The 6,188-nt window shown below is 67.9% G+C and carries 3 protein-coding genes and 1 pseudogene; 2 read left to right on the top strand and 2 right to left on the bottom strand.

The window, feature by feature from the left end:
• Nucleotides 1-530: pseudogene (locus tag OQ789_RS18110) on the bottom strand (protein translocase subunit SecD); the annotation flags it as partial.
• A 112-nt stretch (nt 531-642) separates the two neighbouring features.
• Entirely contained in the window at nt 643-969 is a 327-nt protein-coding gene (gene yajC, locus OQ789_RS18105; RefSeq protein ID WP_324687429.1) for a preprotein translocase subunit YajC, read from the bottom strand.
• A 209-nt stretch (nt 970-1,178) separates the two neighbouring features.
• On the opposite strand from yajC, the gene gabT reads away from it, so the two are divergent.
• Complete coding sequence (gene gabT / locus OQ789_RS18100; RefSeq protein ID WP_324687428.1) at nt 1,179-2,519, top strand: 4-aminobutyrate--2-oxoglutarate transaminase; 1,341 nt, start codon at nt 1,179-1,181, stop codon at nt 2,517-2,519.
• Between the two features lie 141 nt (nt 2,520-2,660).
• A complete protein-coding gene (gene car, locus OQ789_RS18095) occupies nt 2,661-6,188 on the top strand; it encodes a carboxylic acid reductase (RefSeq protein WP_324687427.1) in 3,528 nt (1,175 codons plus the stop codon).

The raw sequence follows: 6,188 nt of genomic DNA, 5'->3' as shown, positions 1-6,188 counted from the left end.
ACCGCGCCCGGGTGGCCGGGCGCAGGTGGCACCGCGCCCGGCTGGCCGGGCACGGGCTGCCCGGGAGCCGGCTGGCCCGGCGCGGGTTGCCCGGGAGCCGGCTGGCCGCCCGCGGGCTGGCGCGCAGGCGGCTTGGGCTCGGCGCTCTGGGCCGGCATCGAGTTGAGCACCGGCCGGATGTAGAGGCGGGCGGTCTGACCCAGGTTGCGGGCCTCGTTGCCGTCATTACCGGGAACCGTGATGACCAGGTTGTCGCCGTCGACGACGACCTCCGAGCCGGAGACGCCGAGTCCGTTGACCCGCGCGCCGATGATCTGCTGGGCCTGCGCCAGCGCCTCACGGCTTGGCTTCGAGCCGTCGGGCGTGCGCGCGGTCAACGTGACGCGGGTGCCGCCCTGCAGGTCGATACCGAGCTTGGGAGCCGCCCGCTTGTCCCCGGTGAGAAACACCAGCAGGTAGACGCCGACGAGCATGAGCAAGAAGATCGACAGGTAGCGGGCAGGGTGCACCGGCGCCGAAGACGATGCCACGTTCCTTCTCACTCCTTGAATTCGGTTACATACCCCGGACAGAGCCTACGTGGCCCCCACTCGCCCGTTGCGCGAGCGGTCCGCCGGTTGCGGCGAGGGCAGGCAATCCCCGTCAGGAATCCGTGGCGATCGAGCCCTCGTCGGCGGAGTCGTCGCCGTCGGCCAGCTCGTCGCCGTCATCGGGCAGGATCCGGTCGCGGATCGCCAGCTTCATCCAGGTGGTCACCACACCGGGCGCGATCTCGAGGTCGACGGTGTCGTCGCTGATCTCGACGACCGTGGCCTGAAGTCCGGACGTGGTGTGCACCCGGTCGCCCGGTCGCAGCGAATCGTGGAGGTCGATGGTGGCCTGCATCGTCCGCTTCTGACGGCGCGACGCCAAGTACATGAACCCGCCCATGATGAGCAGGAACGGCAGGAACATGATCAAACTCTGCATGGACGCGCCTGTCTTTCGTCGTGAATATCGGGACCGACGGTGCGGGTACGACTCGGGCGTCGCGCACCTCGTGACGGTCCAGTGTGCCCGTTCAGTCTGGCAGGCCACGGGTCGCGACTGCCCGCACGGTGCATCAAGTGCCCGCCGGCCCCAAGCTCGATAGGCTTTGGATGCGACGTGACACGCGCGGCGCGGGGAGGAGTTGTGTGGTGGCCAGCCTCGAGCAGACCCGCCAGCTGGTCACCGAGATCCCCGGTCCGGCATCGCTGGAACTGAGCAAGCGCCGGGCGGCGGCGGTGTCGCACGCGGTGAACGTGTCGGTGCCGGTCTTCGTGGCGCGCGCCGGCGGCGGGATCGTCGAGGACGTCGACGGCAACCGGCTGATCGACCTCGGATCCGGCATCGCGGTGACGACGATCGGCAACTCGTCGCCACGGGTTGTGGAGGCGGTGCGGGCGCAGGTGGCCGAGTTCACCCACACCTGCTTCATGGTGACGCCGTATGAGTCCTACGTCGCCGTCGCCGAGACGCTCAACCGGATCACCCCCGGCGCCGGGGAGAAGCGCTCGGTGCTGTTCAACTCGGGCGCCGAGGCGGTCGAGAACGCGGTGAAGGTCGCGCGCGCGTACACGCACAAGCCCGCCGTGGTGGCGTTCAACCACGCCTACCACGGCCGCACCAACCTGACCATGGCGCTGACGGCCAAGTCGATGCCCTACAAGGGCGGCTTCGGCCCGTTCGCACCGGAGGTCTACCGCGCGCCGCTGTCCTACCCGTACCGGGACGGCCTGGTTGACAAGGAACTGGCTACCGACGGGGAGAAGGCCGCCGCGCGGGCCCTCAACGTCATCGACAGCCAGATCGGCGCCGACAACCTGGCCGCCCTGATCATCGAGCCCATCCAGGGCGAGGGCGGGTTCATCGTTCCGGCCGAGGGATTTCTGCCCACCCTGCTGGACTGGTGCCACACGAACGACGTGGTGTTCATCGCCGACGAGGTGCAGACCGGCTTCGCCCGGTCGGGCGCCATGTTCGCCTGCGAGCACGAGGGCATCGAGCCGGACCTGATCTGCACCGCCAAGGCCATCGCCGACGGCCTGCCGCTGTCGGCGGTCACCGGCCGGGCGCAGATCATGGATGCGCCGCACGTCGGCGGTCTGGGTGGCACGTTCGGCGGCAACCCGCTGGCGTGTGCGGCGGCGCTGGCCACCATCGAGACGATCGAGAGCGACGGACTGATCGAACGGGCGCGGGAGTTGGAACGGCTGATCACCGAACCGCTGCTGCGCCTGCAGACCGCCGACGAGCGGATCGGCGACGTGCGTGGCCGGGGCGCCATGATCGCGATCGAACTGGTCAAGCCGGGAACCGCCGAACCCGACAAAGAGCTGACACAGAAGCTGTCCGTGGCGGCCGCCTCGGCCGGAGTGATCGTCCTGACCTGCGGCATGTACGGCAACATCATCCGGCTGCTGCCCCCTCTGACCATCAGCGACGAGTTGCTGACCGAGGGCATCGACATCCTCGCCAACCTGCTGCGCGAGCTCTAAAACGCGGGCCCCCCGTGGGCAATCTCACAAACACCACATCGGCTACGTCATGGTGGAATACCGTTACTTTAGCTAACGTTTTATGCATCAGCGCGTGCTGCGCAAATTGACTCGCTAACTTTCATTCGCAAGGGATCTGTTATGTCGACTGCCTTTCATGACGAACAACTCGACCGTCGCGTCGAGGAACTCATCGCCAACGACCCTCAGTTCGCCGCCGCCCAGCCGGACCCGGCGATCACCGCGGCCGTCGAACAGCCCGGCCTGCGGCTGCCCCAGATCGTCCGCACCGTGCTGGACGGTTACGCCGACCGGCCGGCACTGGCGCAGCGCGCCGTGGAGTTCGTCAAGGACGCCAAGACCGGGCGGACGTCGGCCGAGCTGCTCCCCCGCTTCGAGACCATCACGTATGGCGAACTGGGCGAACGCGTTTCAGCCCTCGGCCGGGCCTGGGCCAGTGACTCGCTGAGCCCCGGCGACCGCGCCTGCGTGCTGGGCTTCAACAGCGTCGATTACACCACCATCGACATCGCGCTGGGCTCCATCGGGGCCGTGTCAGTGCCGCTGCAGACCAGCGCGTCGGCCACGTCGCTGCTGCCGATCGTCGCCGAGACCGAGCCCAGCCTGATCGCGTCGAGCGTGGACCACCTGTCCGACGCCGTCGAGCTGATCTTGAGCGGAGACCATGTGCCCGGCAAGCTCGTCGTGTTCGACTACCAGCCCGCGGTCGACGACCAGCGCGAGGCCCTGGACAACGCGGTGGCCCGACTGGCCGGCACCGACGTGGCCGTAGAGAAGCTGGCCGACGTGCTGCGGCGCGGCAAGGGCCTGCCGCCGGTTTCCGACCCGGAAACCGACGAGGACTCGCTGGCCCTGCTGATCTACACCTCCGGCAGCACCGGCGCGCCCAAGGGCGCGATGTACCCGCAGAGCAATGTGGGCAAGATGTGGCGGCGCGGCAGCAAGAACTGGTTCGGCGAGAGCGCCGCGTCGATCACGCTCAACTTCATGCCGATGAGCCACGTGATGGGGCGCGGAATTCTCTACGGCACGTTGGGCAATGGCGGCACCGCCTACTTCGCCGCCCGCAGCGACCTGTCCACCTTGCTCGAGGACCTCGAGCTGGTGCGGCCCACCGAGCTGAACTTCGTCCCGCGCATCTGGGAGACGCTGTTCGGCGAATTCCAACGCCAGGTCGAGCGCCGGCTGGCCGACGTCGCGGCCGACCGCGCCGCGGTCGAGGCCGAGGTGCTCGATGAACAGCGTCAGTACCTGCTGGGCGGGCGCTTCATCTTCGCGATGACGGGTTCCGCACCCACCTCACCGGAACTGAGGAAGTGGGTCGAGTCGCTGCTGCAGATGCACGTGATGGACGGCTACGGCTCGACCGAGGCCGGCATGGTGCTGTTCGACGGAGAGGTGCAGCACCCGCCGGTGGTCGACTACAAGCTGGTCGACGTCCCGGATCTGGGTTACTTCAGCACCGACCGGCCGCACCCGCGCGGCGAGTTGCTGCTGCGGACCCAGAACATGTTCCCCGGCTACTACAAGCGGGCCGAGACCACCGCCGGCGTCTTCGACGACGACGGCTACTACCGGACCGGCGACGTGTTCGCCGAGATCGCGCCGGACCGGCTGGTGTACGTCGACCGCCGCAACAACGTGCTGAAGCTCGCCCAGGGCGAGTTCGTAACGCTGGCCAAGCTGGAGGCCGTGTTCGGCAACAGCCCGCTGATCCGACAGATCTACGTCTACGGCAACAGCGCCCAGCCCTACCTGCTGGCCGTCGTGGTGCCAACCGAAGAAGCCTTGGCGGACAACGACATCGACGGGCTCAAGCCGAAGATCGCCGACTCGCTGCAGAAGGTCGCCAAAGAGGCCGGCCTGCAGTCCTACGAGGTGCCGCGCGACTTCATCGTCGAGACCACTGCGTTCACGCTGGAAAACGGTCTGCTGACCGGGATCCGCAAGCTGGCGTGGCCGAAGCTGAAGCAGCACTACGGCGAACGGCTCGAGCAGCTTTACGCCGACCTGGCCGCGGGGCAGGCCGACGAGCTGGCCGAACTGCGCCGCAGCGGTGCCGAGGCGCCGGTGCTGCAGACCGTCAGCCGTGCCGCGGCCGCGATACTGGGGACCGCTCTGCCCGTCGGGCAAACCGACCAGCTTCGTGACGCCCACTTCACCGACCTGGGTGGAGACTCGTTGTCGGCGTTGATATTCGGGAACCTGCTGCGCGAGATTTTCGACGTCGACGTGCCGGTGGGTGTCATCGTCAGCCCGGCCAACGACCTGGCGGCCATCGCCGCCTACATCGAGGCCGAGCGCCAGGGCTCCAAGCGGCCCACGTTCGCCGCCGTGCACGGGCGCGACGCCACGACGGTGCACGCCAGTGACCTCACGCTGGACAAGTTCCTCGACGAGGCGACCCTGGCCGCCGCCCCGAGCCTGCCGAAGCCGGCGACCGAGGTGCGCACGGTGCTGTTGACCGGCGCGACCGGATTCCTGGGCCGCTATCTGGCACTGGACTGGCTCGAGCGGATGGACATGGTCGACGGCAAGGTCATCGCGCTGGTGCGGGCCCGGTCCGACGAGGAGGCTCGCGCCCGGCTGGACAAGACCTTCGACAGCGGCGACCCGGAACTGCTCGCGCACTACCAACAGCTGGCCGCCGACCACCTCGAGGTCATCGCGGGCGACAAGGGCGAGGCCAACCTCGGCCTGGACCTTGTCACCTGGCAGCGGCTGGCCGACACGGTCGACGTCATCGTCGACCCCGCGGCACTGGTCAACCACGTGCTGCCGTACAGCGAGCTGTTCGGGCCCAACGCCCTGGGCACCGCGGAACTGCTCCGAATTGCGTTGACGTCCAAGCAAAAGCCGTTCACATACGTGTCAACCATCGGGGTGGGCGACCAGATCGAGCCGGGCAAGTTCGTCGAGAACGCCGACGTCCGGCAGATCAGCGCCACCCGCGAGATCAACGACAACTACGCCAACGGCTACGGCAACAGCAAGTGGGCCGGCGAGGTGCTGCTGCGTGAGGCACACGACCTGTGCGGCCTGCCCGTCACGGTGTTCCGTTGCGACATGATCCTGGCCGACACCACGTACGCCGGTCAGCTCAACTTGCCGGACATGTTCACCCGGCTGATGCTGAGCGTGGCCGCCACCGGTATCGCGCCCCGTTCGTTCTACGCGCTCGACGCCGACGGCAACCGGCAGCGGGCACACTACGACGGCCTGCCGGTCGAGTTCATCGCCGCGGCGATCTCGACGCTGGGAACGCAGATCCTGGACAGCGACACCGGATTCCAGACGTACCACGTGATGAACCCGTACGACGACGGCATCGGGCTCGACGCGTACGTCGACTGGCTGGTCGAGGCCGGCTATTCGATCGAGCGCATCGCCGACTACTCCGAATGGCTGCGGCGGTTCGAGACCTCGCTGCGGGCCCTGCCGGATCGGCAGCGTCAGTACTCGCTGCTGCCGCTGTTGCACAACTACCAGGAGCCGGAGAAGCCGATCAACGGCTCGATGGCACCCACCGATGTGTTCCGGGCGGCGGTGCAGGAAGCGAAAATCGGTCCCGACAAGGACATTCCGCATGTGTCCGCACCGGTCATCGTCAAGTACATCACCGACCTGCAGTTGCTCGGGCTGCTCTGA

The organism is Mycobacterium sp. 94-17 (assembly GCF_035617725.1).
Classification (GTDB): Bacteria; Actinomycetota; Actinomycetes; order Mycobacteriales; family Mycobacteriaceae; genus Mycobacterium.
This window is presented reverse-complemented; position numbering and strand designations above follow the sequence as displayed.

Excerpts from the sequence above, each read along its gene's own strand:
- yajC (WP_324687429.1), bottom strand. The coding sequence starts at position 969 with ATGCAGAGTTTGATCATGTTCCTGCCGTTCCTGCTCATCATGGGCGGG.
- car (WP_324687427.1), top strand. The coding sequence starts at position 2,661 with ATGTCGACTGCCTTTCATGACGAACAACTCGACCGTCGCGTCGAGGAA.